Raw genomic sequence first — 14,259 nt, 5'->3', positions numbered from 1 at the left:
CTACTCCCCCCGCAGTAGTCCGCGCCGCCCCGGACCTCCCCGTCGTAGCCCCGACTGCCTTCGCCCGTACGACGACCAAGCCGGCCCCCGGCGCGCACGCTGCTGCCATGCCCACACCCTTCCGGCACACCCGGCCACCGTCGCCCAAGTCCGCCACCGGCCGCAGCGCCGACGTCTTCGAGCAGATCGCCGTCGACTTCGGGATCGAACGGCCCCCGACCTTCGTGGTCCTGTCCTCCGCACCCGAACTCCTCGCCCCCGCCTGGGCGTTGATGCGGGAGTCGCTGATCGCGGGTGCAGGCAGCCGCACCGGCAAGGAGCTGGCCGCGCTCGGTGTCTCGCTCGCCAACAAGTGCCCGTTCTGCGCGGACGCGCACACCGTTCTCCTGCACGCCACCGGCGACCACGCCCTCGCCGAGCACCTGGCCCGGGGCGGCACCCCGGAGAACGAGGAGCACGCGCGCGTGCTCGACTGGGGCCGCCGGACGCGGATCCCGGGTGCGGCCCTCACGCCGTACCCGTTCCCCCGCGAGCAGGCGCCCGCCTACCTGGGCACCGCCCTCGCCTTCCACTTCGTCAACCGCGTCGTGTCGGCCCTGCTGACCGAACAGCTCCTCCCGGGCAACGCCCAGCGCTTCCGGGCCGTACGGAGCCTCGCTGGCCGCAGCGTCGCCCGCACCGTGCGCCGAACTGCCGTACCGGGAGCGGCACTTCCCCTGCTCGACGCGCCGGGGCCCGGCCCGGAGTGGGCGGCCGGAACGCCGGTGGGCCCGGCCTACGACGCGCTGCGTACGGCCGCGCGCATGGGCGCCGAGCTGCTCGACGCCGACGACCGGACGCTCGTACGGGAGACGCTGTGGGCCTGGGACGGTTCGCATCCGCCGGTCGTCCTGCGCGGCTTCCCGAACCGGCGGGAGCGGCCCGCGGCGCGCCTCGCGGTGCTGGCCGCGCTCGCGCCGTACCGGATCACGGAGGAGGACGTCACCGCCTGGCGCGAGGCGCGGCACAGTGACGCGAGTCTCGTGCGGCTCGTCGCGTACGGGGCGTTCGCGGCCGTCGAACGGATCGAGACGACGATGCGCGTGCCCGTCACCCGACCCTGAGGCACCCACAGGGGAGGGACATTTGGGGACACACGGCCCGTCGACAGTGAGGCGCTGTCACCGCACGGGCACGGAGCGAGTTCATACTTCCGCCTCACAGGCAGTCATGTGACACTGGCCGTCCCCGTCCGCAGTGCGGACCCGCTCCGCACGTGATCCCCCACGAGAAGTGCGACTTGCGTTCTCTTCCTCTGCCGCTCGCTCTCACCGCGCGTCTGTCCCCGGTCGTCGTGCTCGCCGCGATGGGCTGGGCCCTGACGTCCGGGCCGTTCGCCGCGACGACGACCGCCGACCACAAGTCGACGCCCGAGGCCGACGCCTCGTCCGGGGCCTCGGCCCCGTCGACGGCGCCCGTGGCCAAGACGTACTCCACCTCCCCCGCCCCGTGCGGAAGTGTGGCGGTGGCGACGATCAAGTCGCTGGTGCCGGGCGCGAAGACGGCCGGCAAGGAGATCCCGTCGACGGACACGAAGGTGCGCCGCACCTGCTCGTGGAACGCGCTCAAGGGGTACGACTACCGCTGGCTCGACGTGTCGTACGAGATCACGGAATCGGACGCGGCGGCACAGAAGTCGTACACCGAGACGACTACGGAGAAGAGCGGCGGCGGGGTCGTCCCCGGGCTCGGGGACTCCGCCTACTCGATCGTGAACCTCACCACAGAGGACAAGCAGCAGACGCGTGAGGGCACGGTCATCGTCCGCGCGGGCAACGCGCTGGTGACCGTCACGTACAACGGCAGCGACTTCGAGAACAAGAAGGCGCCGAGTACGGACGTCATCAACAAGGGTGCGATCAAGGCCGCCAAGGAGGCGGTGACCGCGCTGGAGGGCGGCAGGGCCAGCTAGCCCCGACCGCCCCCCGAGTCGCGGAGTCCTTACGCCTCGACGGTCTCCGGTGCCGCTTCCGTCACCGGTTCCGTCCGCTTTCCGGTCAGCAACGTGAGGACTACGTAGAGCACCATCGACGTGCCCAGGCCCACGGCCCAGCCGTAGTCGGCGAGCGAGGACAGGGCCGGGATCGGCCGGCCGTCGATCAGCGGGTGGAAGTCGGCGCCGCCGACGGCGAGCACGCCACCCACCACGAAGGCGACGACGGCCCGCCAGTTCCAGCCGCCGTCGTACCAGTAGCGGCCGCCCTTGCGGTACAGGTCGGCGAGGTCCAGCTTGCCGCGGCGCAGGACCCAGTAGTCGGCGATGAGGATGCCGGCGACCGTGCCGAGCAGACCGCCGACCAGACCGAGCCAGGTGAAGATGTAGCCCTGCGGGTCGGAGTACAGCTTCCACGGGAAGATCAGCACCGCGAGGACGCTGGTCACCAGGGCGCCGGTGCGGAAACTGATCTTCCGGGGCGCGATGTTGGAGAAGTCGAAGGCGGGCGAGACCAGGTTGGCCGCGATGTTCACGGACAGGGTCGCGACCAGCACGGTCACCAACGCGTACAGCAGGCCTACGACGTTGTCCGTCTTCGCCGCCAGCTGCACCGGGTCCCAGATCGCCGTGCCGTAGACGGCCTGCGAACCGGAGGTGACCATCACCGACAGGAACGCGAACAGGGTCATCGTGGTCGGCAGTCCGAGCGCCTGCCCCCACGTCTGGGCCTTCTGGCTCTTGCCGTAGCGGGTGAAGTCCGGGATGTTCAGGGACAGCGTGGACCAGAAGCCGATCATGCCCATGAGCGAGGGCCAGAACAGCTTCCAGAAGCTGCCGCCCCAACCCAGCTTGGACGGCTGGTCGAAGAGCGGACCGAAGCCGCCGGCCTTGTCGCTCATCCACCACAGCATCACGAAGGCGCCGACGAGCACGAAGGGCGCCGCCCAGTTCTCGAAGCGGCGGATCGTCTCCATACCCCGGTAGATGATGGCCACTTGGAGCACCCAGAACAGCGCGAACGACAGCCACATCGTCCAGGCGTACCCGCCGATGTGCGAGGCGTTCGCCCAGCTGTCCCCGATCAGCTTGCCGGCGAGGAAGTAGATCGCCTCACCGCCGATCCAGGTCTGGATGCCGAACCAGCCGCAGGCCACCAACGCCCGTACGACAGCGGGGAGGTTGGCGCCGCGCACGCCGAACGAGGCACGCGCGAAGACCGGGAAGGGGATGCCGTACTTCGGCCCCGCGTGCCCGGTGAGCAGCATCGGCACGAGCACGATCAGGTTGGCCAGGGCGATGGTGAACACCGCCTGCTTCCAGTCCATGCCGACGGCGATGAGACCCGAAGCAAGCGTCCAGGAGGCCGTGTTGTGGGCCATGCCGACCCACAGCGCGGAGAAGTTGTACGTGGTCCAGGTGCGCTTCTCGACGGGAACCGGCAGCAGGTCGTCGTTGGCGTACGGCCCGCTGGGGAGCGGAGACCCCGGGGCGAGCTCCACCCGCCCGTCGGCGAGGCTGACTTGAGCGGTCGGCGGTATGGCCGCGGGGGCGATGTCGGTCATGGGCAGGCCAATCGATGAGGTGGGTCCGGAGAGGCCGTGCGGGGCTCCGGCCCCCCTCCCCGGGACGGCGGGGAGGGGGAGAACTGGAGTGGGGGGACGGGGAGTTGAGCGGTTCTTCTGGTACGGCTCAGGCGTTGACGGCCGGGATGATCTTCGACCCGTACGCGTCGATCGTCGCTTCCTGCGCGTCGTGCATGTCGTAGACGGCGAACTGGTCGACGCCCAACTCGCGCAGGGCGTTGAGCTTTTCGATCTGCTTCTCGGCCGATCCGATGATGCAGAACCGGTCGACGATCTCGTCGGGCACGAAGGCGGTGTCGGGGTTGTCGGAGCGACCGTGGTGCGAATAGTCGTACCCCTCACGGGCCTTGATGTAGTCCGTGAGTTCCTCGGGTACGGCGGCGGAGTGCTCGCCGTACTTGGCGACGAGGTCGGCGACGTGGTTGCCGACCATGGCGCCGAACCAGCGGCACTGGTCGCGCGCGTGGGCGAGCGCCTCGGGCGAGTCGTCCTCGGTGACGTAAGCCGGGGCGGCCACACAGATCTTGACCTCGGACGGGTCACGGCCCGCCGCGACGGCCGCGTCCTTCACCGCCTTCACCATGTACTCGGTGAGGTAGAGGTCCGAGAGCTGGAGGATGAAGCCGTCGGCCTCCTCGCCGGTCATCTTCAGCGCCTTGGGGCCGTACGCGGCCATCCAGACCGGGAGTTGGGCGTCCTCCTTGGCCCAGGGGAACTTGATGACCGTGCCGCCGAGGTCCGCCTCCTGGCCCGAGCCGAGCGCCCTGATGACCTTCATGGCCTCGCTGATCCGGGCCAGCGTGTTGGGAGTTCGCCCCGCCACGCGCATCGCGGAGTCGCCGCGGCCGATGCCGCACACCGTGCGGTTGCCGAACATGTCGTTCAGGGTGGCGAAGGTGGAGGCGGTGACCTCCCAGGTGCGGGTGCCCGGGTTGGTGACCATCGGGCCGACCGTCAACTTCGTGGTGTTGGCCAGGATCTGACTGTAGATCACGAACGGCTCCTGCCACAGCACGGCGGAGTCGAAGGTCCAGCCGTAGGTGAAGCCGTTGCGCTCGGCGCGCTTCATCAGGCTGATGACCCGCGAGGCCGGCGGGTCGGTTTGGAGTACAAGTCCGAAGTCCATTGGCGCCGCTCCTAGTTGAGGTACTGACTGGTGGCACGCGGGGTGTAGACGCCGTGGCCCGCGTGCCCGGTGTACTCCCGCTCGGTGATGACGAGTTCGCCGCGCGAGAGGACGGTCTCGACGCGGCCGGTGAGGCGCTTGCCCTCGTACGCCGAGTAGTCGACGTTCATGTGGTGCGTCTCGGCGGAGACGGTCTGCTCGGCGTGCGGGTCGTAGATGACGACGTCGGCGTCCGCGCCCGGGGCGATGGTGCCCTTCTTCGGGTAGAGGCCGAACATCCGCGCCGGGGAGGCGCAGGCGATCTCGATCCAGCGGCGGCGGCTGATGTGGCCGTCGACGACGCCCTGGTGGAGCAGGTCCATGCGGTTCTCGACGCCCGGCATGCCGTTCGGGATCTTCGAGAAGTCGCCCCGGCCCAGCTCCTTCTGGCCCACGAAGCAGAAGGGGCAGTGGTCGGTGGAGACCACCTGGAGGTCGTTGGTGCGCAGGCCCTGCCACAGCTTGGCCTGGTGCTCCTTCGGCCGAAGGGGCGTGCTGCACACGTACTTCGCGCCCTCGAAGTCGGGCTCGGCGAGGTTGTCCGTCGACAGGAACAGGTACTGCGGACAGGTCTCGCCGAAGACGGGGAGCCCCTCGTCGCGCGCCTTGGCCAGCTCGGCGACCGCCTCCATGGCGGAGACGTGCACGACGTACAGCGGGGCGCCCGCGACCTGGGCGAGCTTGATGGCGCGGTGGGTGGCCTCGGCTTCGAGGAGGGCCTTGCGGACCTCGCCGTGGTAGCGGGGGTCCCGCTCACCGCGGGCCAGCGCCTGCTCCACGAGGACGTCGATCGCGATGCCGTTCTCGGCGTGCATCATGATCAACCCGCCGTTGTCGGCGGCGCGTTGCATGGCGCGCAGGATCTGGCCGTCGTCGCTGTAGAAGACGCCCGGGTAGGCCATGAACTGCTTGAAGGAGGTGACGCCCTCCTGCACCAGCAGGTCCATCTCCTTGAGGGTGTCCTCGTTGACGTCGGAGACGATCATGTGGAAGCCGTAGTCGATGGCGCAGTTGCCCTCGGCCTTGGCGTGCCAGGCGTCGAGGCCCTCGCGGAGGGCTCCGCCGACGCTCTGGATGGCGAAGTCGACGATGGTCGTCGTACCGCCCCAGGCGGCGGCCCGGGTGCCGGTCTCGAAGGTGTCGGCCGCCTTCGTGCCGCCGAACGGCATCTCCATGTGGGTGTGGGCGTCGACCCCGCCCGGGATGACGTACTTCCCGGTGGCGTCGATGACCCGGTCGGCGGTCCAGGCGTCGGCCGTCGGCGTACCGGAGGTGGCCAGGGCTGCGATGCGGCCGTCTTCGATCAGGACGTCGGCGTGGAGTTCGTCGGACGCGGTGATGACTAGGCCGCCGCGGATTACGGTACGGGTGCTCATTTTGACTCCGCTGGGTTGTCGTCGGGTGCGGGTCGTTGGGGCTGGGCGCGCGGTTCCCCGCGCCCCCAAAAACGGGGCGCGGGTGCCACGCGTGTTTTACGGTGCGGTCAACGGGCCGTACGCGTCCGGGCGGCGGTCGCGGTAGAACTGCCAGCGGTCGCGGACCTCGCGCAACTTCGCCAAGTCCAGGTCGCGGACGACCAGTTCGGGCTCCTTGTCGCTGGCCACCTCGCCTACGAACTGGGCCTCCGGGTCGACGAAGTAGGTCGTGCCGTAGAAGTCGTTGTCGCCCAACTCCTCCACTCCGACACGGTTGATGGCTCCGACGAAGTACTCGTTGGCGGCGGCAGCCGCGGGCTGCTCCAGCTGCCAGAGGTAGGCGGACAGGCCGCGCGAGGTCGCCGACGGGTTGAAGACGATCTCGGCGCCCGCGAGGCCCAACGCACGCCAGCCCTCGGGGAAGTGGCGGTCGTAGCAGATGTAGACGCCGATCTTGCCGACCTTGGTGTCGAAGATCGGCCAGCCGCTGTTGCCCGGGCGGAAGTAGAACTTCTCCCAGAATCCCGGTACTTGGGGGATGTGGTGCTTGCGGTACTTGCCGAGGTAGGAGCCGTCCGCGTCGATCACGGCGGCCGTGTTGTAGAGGACGCCGGGCTGCTCCTCCTCGTACATCGGCAGGACCAGGACGATGCCGTGCTCCTTGGCGAGTGCCTGGAAGCGCTTGACGATCGGGCCGTCCGGGATCGCCTCGGCGTACTCGTAGAACGCCTTGTCCTGGACCTGGCAGAAGTACGGTCCGTAGAACAGCTCCTGGAAGCACAGGACTTGAGCACCCTGCGCGGCCGCGTCGCGGACCGCCTGCTCGTGTACCTGGATCATGGACTCCTTGTCGCCCGTCCAGGCTGTCTGGAAGAGAGCGGCACGAATCACTGTGCTCATCGGGACCTCCGGTCGCTAGGTGTGTGAGGAGCCTAGGAAGTCCTGATGTCCGGTTTGAGTTGCACGGTGTCACGTCTGCGGGCGCGTGGCGTTCCACGGTGTCACCCTGCCGTGGGCGCATGTTTCACCGCCGTTTTCCCAGGTAGTCCCATGTTTCACCCCTGTTGCGCGTCGTGCGCGAGGAGCGCGATGTGCACCGAGGCCGCCTGCTCGAAGTCGTCGAGGTCGACCCCGAGCCGCCCCTCTATCGCCTCCAGCCGGCGGTACAGCGCGGGGCGCGACACATGGTGGAGCTGCGCGGTGCGCGACTTGTTGCGGCCGGTGGCCAGATACGTGCGCAGTACGGCGAGCAGGTCCTCGTCGGCCGCGCACAGCAGCCCGTCCAACTCCCGTTCGGCGAAGGACTGCACCTGCGGGTCGTCCCTCAACAGCCGGATCAGGCCGCGCAGATGAACGTCCTTGAGGCGTACGACGGCCGGGAGGTCGAGGGCGTCGCTGGAGTCGGCCACGGCGTCGGCGACGTGCTGTGCCTCGCGCAGCCCGGCGGGCACGTCGTCCCAGACGGTGCGCTGCCCGGCGGCGGCCACCACCGCCTTCAACGCCCCCGACTCGGTGCGCAGTCGGCTCGCGAAGTGCGCGGCGAGGGCATCCGCGTCCTGGTCGCGGGGCAGGCTGAGCAGTACGGCGGTGACTCCGTCGGCCAGCTCGGCCACGAGCCCGGGGAGCCCCAACAGCCGTAGAACGCGGTCGAGTTGGGCCGTGTCGCCGTCGCGTACGACCATCGGGACGAAGGTGCGCCGGTTGACCGGGAGTCCGGCCGCGCGGGCGCGGGGCAGGAGTTGGCGGGCCGGTACGACTCCGCTCGCGAGGTCGGTCATCAGGCCCTGCGCGGACTGTTCCTCCCAGGTGTGGGCGGAGCCGCCGAGCATGCGGTGCAGGACGAGGGCCTCGGCGGCGCGGTCGGCGAGGAGGCGGCCGGTGGCGGTGTCGCCGCGGTAGCCGCACAGCACGATCTGGCCCCAGCGTTCACCGCGTCCGCCCAGCTCGGCGCGGATCCAGCCATCTCCCTCGCTGCCGCCGGCCTGCCGGGAGATGCGCTCCCAGTCGCGCAGCACGTCGTCGACGGCGGACCGCTCCCCCGCCGTGGCGAGGACACGGTGCGCGAGGTTGGTGACGACGACCGGGCAGGCGCTGTGCGCGGCGACCTCGTCGAGCAGACTCTGCAGCGGGGCGCCGCCGGTGATGAGCCCGGTGAGCGCGGTCCGTACCGCCTCGGAGAGACTGACGGCGGCGAACTTCCGCCGTACCAGCCGGGATTGGACCTCTTCCGTCAACTCCGCGAAGGGGAAGGGCCGGTGGAGCACCACCATGGGCAGCCCGCACCGCTCGGCCGCGCGGCGCATCACGTCCGGCGGGGCGGGGAACGCGCGACCGAGCCCCAGGACTACGGCAGATGCCTCCGCGCGGTGCAGGGACTGGATGTACTCGGCCTGGGCGGCCTCGTCACCGGCGAGGAGCACGCCGGTGGTGAGGACCATCTCGCCGCCGGTGAGCATCACGCCGACGTCGGCGGCCTCGGCGACGTGCACCCAGCGCACGGGCCGGTCGAGTTGGCTCGCGCCGGCCACCACCTCGGGTTCCCCGGCGAGGACCCGTTCCAGGCCGAGGACCTGGCGCACCGACAGCGCGGGCTCCAGGCCGTCCAGGGTTCCGAGGGTTCCCAAGGTGGTGGTCATGACGGTCTTCCCTTGTTCAGCGTGCTCTACCGCGCGCTCCGCAGAGCCCGTCGTGCTCTACTGCGTGCTCCGCAGAGCCCGTTCGAGGATCGCGGCGCCCTCCTCGGCCTCCGCGACGGTCAGGGACAGCGGTGGGGCGATGCGCAGGGCGCTGGTGTTGTGGCCGCCGCCCTTGCCGATCAAGAGGCCGCCCTCGCGGGCCGCTTCGAGTACGGCGGACGCCGCGTCCGGGTCGGCCTCGTCGGTGCCGGGCCTGACCAGCTCGATACCGATCATCAGCCCGCGCCCGCGTACTTCCCGTACGCCGGGATGCTGGGCGGCGACGGCCCGCAGCCGCTCGATGAGGAGACCGCCGACCCGGCGGGCGTTGCCCTGGAGGTCGTGCTCCAGCAGATAGGTGAGGTTGGCGAGGCCGGCCGCCATGGTGATCTGGGTGCCGCCGAAGGTCGAAATGCTGTTGGAGTCCAGGCAGTTCATGATGTCGGCGCGGGCGACGACTCCGCCGATGGACATGCCGTTGCCGATGCCCTTGGCGAAGGTGAGGATGTCCGGCGGCCCGTTCTCCGCGTGCGCCTGCCAGCCCCAGAAGTGGTCGCCGGTACGCCCCCAGCCGGTCTGCACCTCGTCGGCGATCCACAACACCCCGCGCTCGGCGAGGACTTCGCGGAAGGCGGCGTACAGACCGTCGGGCGGGGAGGTGAACCCGCCCACGCCCTGCACCGGTTCGGCGATCAGCGCGGCGGGCGGACGGACGTGACCGAGCAGGTCCTTCAGGTCCTCGACACAGGCCGCGATGAACTCGGCGTCGTTCAGGCCGGCGTAGGGACCGCGGGTCCGAACACCTCCGTGGACGTACAGCGTCTGGAGCGGGGACAGCGAGGTCGGGGACCAGCCCCGGTTGCCGGTGATGCCGACCGAGCTGAAGGAACGGCCGTGGTAGCTGTTGCGCATGGCCAGGATCTGGTTGCTCCTGCGGTACGACGTCGCCAGCATCAGGGCGGTGTCGTTGGCCTCGGTGCCCGAGGTGGTGAAGAAGACGCGGGCGTCGGGGATGCCGGACAACTGGGCGACACGCTCGGCGAGTTCGACCATCGGGCGGTTGAGGTAGAGCGTGGACGAGTGGATGATCCGCCCGGCCTGCTCGCTCACCGCCTTGGTGACCTCGGGGAGCGCGTGCGCGGTCATGGTGGTGAGGATGCCGCCGAAGAAGTCGAGGTACTTGTTGCCCTCGGCGTCCCAGACGTGCCGGCCCTCGCCGTGCGTGATCTCCAACGGGTCTTGGTAGTACAGGGCGAGCCAGTCGGGGAGCACGTCCCGGTGGCGTCCCAGCAGGTCCTTGGTCACGGCTGCACCAACCCTTCGTAGGCGTCGGGACGCCGGTCGCGGTAGAACGCCCACTGCTGGCGGACTTCCTCGATCAGCCCGAAGTCCAGGTCGCGCACGAGAAGTTCCTCGTCCTTGTCGCCGGCGACCTCGCCGACGAACTGGCCCCGCGGGTTGACGAAGTACGACGTCCCGTAGAAGTCGTTGTCCCCGTACTCCTCCTGTCCCACACGGTTGATCGCGGCGATGAAGTACTCGTTGGCGACGGCGGCGGCCGGCTGCTCCAGCTGCCAGAGGTAGGCGGAGAGGCCACGCGAGGTGGCGGACGGGTTGTAGACCAACTGGGCGCCGTTGAGCCCGAGTTGGCGCCAGCCCTCCGGGAAGTGGCGGTCGTAGCAGATGTAGACGCCGACCTTGCCCACGGCGGTGTCGAAGACGGGCCAGCCCGCGTTGCCCGGCCTGAAGTAGTACTTCTCCCAGAAGCCCTTGACCTGCGGGATGTGGTGCTTGCGGTACTTGCCGAGGAAGGTGCCGTCGGCGTCGATCACGGCCGCGGTGTTGTAGTAGAAGCCGTCCTGCTCGATCTCGAAGACCGGGACGACGATCACCATGCCGGTCTCGCGCGCGAGCTGTTGCATACGCCGCACGGTCGGCCCGTCGGGCACCGGCTCGGCCCAGCTGTAGTGCTCGGGTTCCTGGACCTGACAGAAGTAGGGGGCGTTGAACACCTCCTGGAACCCGATGATCTGGGCGCCCTGCCGGGCCGCCTCGCGGGCGTGTTCCTCGTGTTTCGCCACCATGGACTCGGTGTCGCCGGTCCAGGTGGCCTGGACCAGAGCGGCGCGTACGACGTTGGCCATGAGCTGCTCCTTCGACGGGACGCCAGAGCCTCTACGCCCGTAGACAAGGCCGTAGAGGGATGAACGTAAGCCTCCGGAGGAGCCTTGCCAAGACCATCACCGTTAACCCGCGGAGTCGATCACGTTTCACCCTCCGGTGGGTGAGCCGCTGCGCCGGGTAGCCGGGGTCCGACCGCGCGCTAGGCGCTGAAGCCCGCTACCCGTAGGGCGTGGACCAGATCCCAGTGGCATTCGTCCGAGGCGCCCTGGGCGGCCTCCAGGAGGAGCGGTACGAGCTGCTGGGGGTCGGCCGCGACGCTGCGGGCCGCCTCCTCCGGGGTGCGGACCCGGACGTAGGCGTCGAGAAGCGCGCTGATCTCACGGCGGCGCCCCTCCGCGGCCAGCGCGAGCACGGCCTCGCCTATCTCCCCGGCGGGACGGGCCACGCCCTGCCGCAGGATCTGCTCGCCGTCCGCCGTACGGCCCGCCGCGACCAGCGCGTCCGCCGCGCCGACCAGCCGGTCCGCGGGCAGCGAGGCGGCCTCCCACAGCAGCGTCGCCCAGTCCGCGCCGAGCCCGGCGCGCTGCAGCTCGGCCGCGAGCAGCGGGAAGCGCGCGGCGGGCCAGTACGCGGCCTCGACGAGCAGCGCGTGCGCCTCGCCGCTCCGGCCCTCGCGCCGCAGCCCCACGAGCCGCCGCACGGCCTCCACGGTCGCCTGCCGCGCCTCCGCGTCCAACGGCTCCCGCTTCGGCTGCGCCCGCTCGACCGGCCGGGCGGCCCCGGCGAAACGGGCTCCGCGCGGGGTCCGGCGAGCGGCGGGCGCGGGAGCGGGCAGTTCCGGTACGACGGCTGCGGGGCCCGGGGCCGGGGTGCCGGCGGCGTCGTCCTCGGCCAGGCCGGCGAAGCGGGCGCTGCCTCGGCGGCGCTTGCGTTGCTTGGGGGCGGGGGCGGTGGTCTCGACCTCGGCGTCGGCCCGGTCGGGAGTCTCGGTCTCGGTCGCGGGGGTGGTGGCGTCGGGGCTCGCGAGGTCGGCCCACGTGGGGTCGGGGTTGCCGTAGTCGGGGTTGGCTCGCTCGAACTCCTCGTAGCCGTGGCGGGGGTCCGGGGTCCGGTCTTCCCGGTACGCCCCATCGGCACCACCGACACCATCGGGACTGCCGTATCCGCCCTGCGATCCGGTGACCGGCGCCTGCTCGGCGCCGCGCTGACGGGGCAGCCGGTGCGGGGCCTGGTTCCCGTCGTACGCGGAGGTGTTCTGGTCCTGGTAGGTGTCGTCGACGCGGAACACGTTGCCGTGCCGGTCGCGGTGGATCGTCCGAGCGCTCTGGATGTGCGCGCGGTTGTCCAACTGCTCGATGCGGGCGCGGAGTTCGGTGCAGCGGGCGGTGGCGCGTTCGTGGTCGTCGTGGGCCCAGGCGAGGTCGAGGCGGAGGGCGTCGGCCTCTTCCTGGGTGGTGGCGGCGTTGAGCGACCGCCCCAGTTCCGCCTGCCGTTCGGCCGCGTACTTCTGCTCACGGAGCATCACGTCGAGCCGGTCGCTGAGCACGTCCCGGCTGCCGGGCCGGGCGTCGAACGCGGCGAGCGCGGCGGCGTGCAGGGCGCGGGCCCGCTCCTTCTCCTGGCTCGCGACACCGTGGCCGTACTCCGCGGCGAGGTCCTGGAGGAGCGCCTCCACGACGTCCCAGGGCGGTACTTCACGCCCGCCGAGACAAGCCTGCATGCCGTCGGGATCACGCTGCCAGAACACTCCGCACCAGCCGCCGCCCTGGTCCAGGCGCGCCAGGAGTCCGTCGAGGTAGTTCGCGAACTCCCGCACCTGTCCGGGGAGTTGATCCACAGCCATGCCCCAACTCCCGCCAGACCGGAATACTCCGATCCGTAGAAAACACCATTTGTGTTACGACGCGGCTACGGAAGCTTTTCGAGCCGGGCGCAGAGATCTCAGAGCCTACGCCTCCCGACTGTGCGCCCGCCGGTTCATGCGGGATCCGGCACCGACCGGGCCGTCACGGGGTGGGTGAACCGACCCGGAGGCAGGGCGAGGACCACCGCCCCTCGGGCCACTCCACAGGCGCCGATCGGGGTCGTCGGACAGGCGGAGGCGGCAGCCACCTGACAGGCACCGCCGAATCCGGGCATGAGCGTCATCGGCCAGTACGCCTCACCCGTTCCGGCACACAGCCCGCACACGTCTCCCGCCAAGGCGAGGTCACACTCTCCGCTTCAGGCTGCCAACGGCGCGCACCTGACCACGAGTTCGTCCATGGACAGCCCGAGCGCCCCGGCGAGGGCGGACACGGTGAAGAAGGCCGGTGTGGGAGCCCGGCCCGTCTCAATCTTGCGGAGGGTTTCCGCCGAGATGCCCGCGTGCGCCGCCACGTCGGTCATGCTCCGGCCACCGCGGGCCTCGCGGAGCAGCCGGCCGAGCCGTTCGCCGCGTTCGCGCTCTTCGGGGGTGAGAGGGGTGCGTACCATGCCGTCATTCTAATACCGGTATAGTAATTGGCATGGTGGAACTGAAGACGGACACGTCTATCGATGCGATGTACGAGGCGGGCCAGGTCGTGGCCCGCGCCCTCACGGCCGTGCGGGAGGCCGCCGACGTGGGCGTATCCCTGCTGGAACTGGACGAGGTGGCGCACGACGTGCTGCGCGCGGCCGGTGCGAGTTCGCCCTTCCTCGGCTACCGCCCCGCCTTCGCGCCCACCGCGTTCCCCGCGGTCATCTGCGCCTCCGTGAACGACGCGATCGTGCACGGCATCCCGGACGGCTACCGGCTGCGCGACGCCGACCTGGTCTCGATCGACTTCGGCGCCAAGCTGGGCGGCTGGGCCGGCGACTCGGCGATCAGCTTCATCGTCGGCGAGCCGCGCCCCGCCGACGTCCGCCTGATCGACACCGCCGAGCGCGCCCTCGCGGCGGGCATCGACGCGGCCGTCGTCGGCAACCGCATCGGCGACATCGCCCACGCGATCGGCACGGTGTGCCGCACGGCCGGCTACGGCATCATGGAGGACTTCGGCGGCCACGGCATCGGCCGCCAGATGCACGAGGACCCCGGAATCCCGAACGAGGGCCGCCCCGGCCGCGGCCTCCCCCTCCGCCACGGCATGGTCATCGCGATCGAGCCCATGCTGATCGCGAGCGGCCGCGACGACTACCACGCGGCGAAGGACGGCTGGACCCTCAGGACGAACGACGGCTCAAGAGCGGCCCACGTGGAACACACGGTGGCGATCACGGAGGACGGTCCCAGGATCCTCACGGCACGCTGAGTGCCTTTAGGGGCGCGGGACTGTGTCGATGTGCGGCTCCGCCGCAT

General features: G+C 70.4%; 12 protein-coding genes. 3 read left to right on the top strand and 9 right to left on the bottom strand.

Annotated features, from left to right (window positions below):
- Window positions 1–107: 107 nt before the first annotated feature.
- Window positions 108–1,103 (top strand): carboxymuconolactone decarboxylase family protein, encoded by a 996-nt coding sequence (locus OG407_RS39980; RefSeq protein ID WP_405864946.1) that lies wholly within the window; start codon window positions 108–110, stop codon window positions 1,101–1,103.
- 176 nt (window positions 1,104–1,279) lie between these two features.
- Entirely contained in the window at window positions 1,280–1,951 is a 672-nt protein-coding gene (locus OG407_RS39975) for a hypothetical protein (protein ID WP_405864944.1), read from the top strand.
- A gap of 29 nt (window positions 1,952–1,980) precedes the next feature.
- On the opposite strand, the gene OG407_RS39970 is transcribed toward OG407_RS39975, so the two are convergent.
- The 9 genes from OG407_RS39970 to OG407_RS39930 form a co-directional block, all read right to left on the bottom strand.
- Window positions 1,981–3,537: an NCS1 family nucleobase:cation symporter-1 gene (locus OG407_RS39970; protein ID WP_405864942.1), complete on the bottom strand. Its 1,557-nt coding sequence runs from the start codon at window positions 3,535–3,537 to the stop codon at window positions 1,981–1,983.
- 127 nt (window positions 3,538–3,664) lie between these two features.
- Window positions 3,665–4,684 carry a TIGR03842 family LLM class F420-dependent oxidoreductase gene (locus OG407_RS39965; RefSeq protein WP_405864940.1) on the bottom strand — a complete coding sequence of 340 codons (1,020 nt, stop codon included), beginning with the start codon at window positions 4,682–4,684 and terminating at the stop codon, window positions 3,665–3,667.
- A gap of 11 nt (window positions 4,685–4,695) precedes the next feature.
- Window positions 4,696–6,099 carry a dihydropyrimidinase gene (hydA, locus tag OG407_RS39960; protein WP_405864938.1) on the bottom strand — a complete coding sequence of 468 codons (1,404 nt, stop codon included), beginning with the start codon at window positions 6,097–6,099 and terminating at the stop codon, window positions 4,696–4,698.
- Window positions 6,100–6,195: 96 nt separating this feature from the next.
- Window positions 6,196–7,038: a nitrilase-related carbon-nitrogen hydrolase gene (locus OG407_RS39955; RefSeq protein ID WP_019071248.1), complete on the bottom strand. Its 843-nt coding sequence runs from the start codon at window positions 7,036–7,038 to the stop codon at window positions 6,196–6,198.
- A 155-nt stretch (window positions 7,039–7,193) separates the two neighbouring features.
- Window positions 7,194–8,774 (bottom strand): PucR family transcriptional regulator, encoded by a 1,581-nt coding sequence (locus OG407_RS39950; protein ID WP_405864936.1) that lies wholly within the window; start codon window positions 8,772–8,774, stop codon window positions 7,194–7,196.
- Between the two features lie 57 nt (window positions 8,775–8,831).
- Window positions 8,832–10,118 carry an aspartate aminotransferase family protein gene (locus tag OG407_RS39945; protein WP_405864934.1) on the bottom strand — a complete coding sequence of 429 codons (1,287 nt, stop codon included), beginning with the start codon at window positions 10,116–10,118 and terminating at the stop codon, window positions 8,832–8,834.
- Window positions 10,115–10,957, bottom strand: a complete 843-nt coding sequence (locus OG407_RS39940; protein WP_405864932.1) for a nitrilase-related carbon-nitrogen hydrolase — start codon at window positions 10,955–10,957, stop codon at window positions 10,115–10,117. The genes OG407_RS39945 and OG407_RS39940 overlap by 4 nt, the downstream gene beginning before the upstream one ends.
- 179 nt (window positions 10,958–11,136) lie before the next feature.
- Window positions 11,137–12,780: a hypothetical protein gene (locus OG407_RS39935; RefSeq protein WP_405864930.1), complete on the bottom strand. Its 1,644-nt coding sequence runs from the start codon at window positions 12,778–12,780 to the stop codon at window positions 11,137–11,139.
- Window positions 12,781–13,160: 380 nt separating this feature from the next.
- On the bottom strand, window positions 13,161–13,412 hold the full coding sequence (locus OG407_RS39930; protein ID WP_405864928.1) for a helix-turn-helix domain-containing protein: 252 nt from the start codon (window positions 13,410–13,412) through the stop codon (window positions 13,161–13,163).
- A gap of 32 nt (window positions 13,413–13,444) precedes the next feature.
- On the opposite strand from OG407_RS39930, the gene map reads away from it, so the two are divergent.
- Window positions 13,445–14,212, top strand: a complete 768-nt coding sequence (gene map / locus OG407_RS39925; RefSeq protein WP_405864926.1) for a type I methionyl aminopeptidase — start codon at window positions 13,445–13,447, stop codon at window positions 14,210–14,212.
- Window positions 14,213–14,259: the final 47 nt, after the last annotated feature.

It is taken from the genome of Streptomyces sp. NBC_01515, assembly GCF_045040345.1.
Classification (GTDB): domain Bacteria; phylum Actinomycetota; class Actinomycetes; order Streptomycetales; family Streptomycetaceae; genus Streptomyces.
This window is presented reverse-complemented; position numbering and strand designations above follow the sequence as displayed.